The following is a 609-nucleotide window of genomic DNA, read 5'->3' as shown; positions in this document are numbered from 1 at the left end:
TCGCAGGGGCAATCAACGGCAGGGTAATCACGAAGAAAATCTTCAGCGGACGGGCACCCAAGTCCATAGCGGCTTCTTCCAAGGATTGGTCCAATTCCACCAAGCGCGAACGGATAACGACGGTAATGTACGCCATGCAAAGCGTGGTGTGGCCAAGGAAGATAGTGAAGAAGCCGCGATCGAAGTAGAGCGATTGCAGCAATTCACTGCCTTGCAGGAACATTTGCACCTGAATAATCAACAGCAGCATGGACAAACCGGTAATCACATCAGGCATCACCATAGGCGCGGAAATCATACCGGCAAACAGGGTGCTGCCGCGGAAGCGCTTGATACGCGCCATGGCGTAACCAGCCAATGTGCCGAGTGCTACGGCGGCAAGCGAGGAAACGATGGCGATACGCAATGACAGCCAGGCCGCTTCCAAGATGGTGTCGTTTTCCATCAATGCGCCGTACCATTTGGTTGAGAAACCGCCCCAAACGGTAACCAGTTTGGATTCATTGAAAGAATAGATGACCAAAACCACCGGCGGAATATAGAGGAATGCCAGCGAGAGCAGGAGCATCAGTTTCAAGAACCAGGATAATTTGGTTTTCTGCATTATTT

At 51.6% G+C, this 609-nt stretch carries 1 protein-coding gene; it reads right to left on the bottom strand.

The window, feature by feature from the left end; translation table 11 throughout:
• The coding region (locus ACTHUR_RS15800; RefSeq protein WP_440399603.1) for an ABC transporter permease subunit at positions 1–604 on the bottom strand (604 nt) is incomplete at its 3' end.
• Positions 605–609: the final 5 nt, after the last annotated feature.

Source organism: Neisseria sp. P0021.S007, assembly GCF_051956855.1.
Note: the sequence above shows the minus strand (reverse complement) of the source record. Positions and strands in the feature narration are given on the sequence as shown.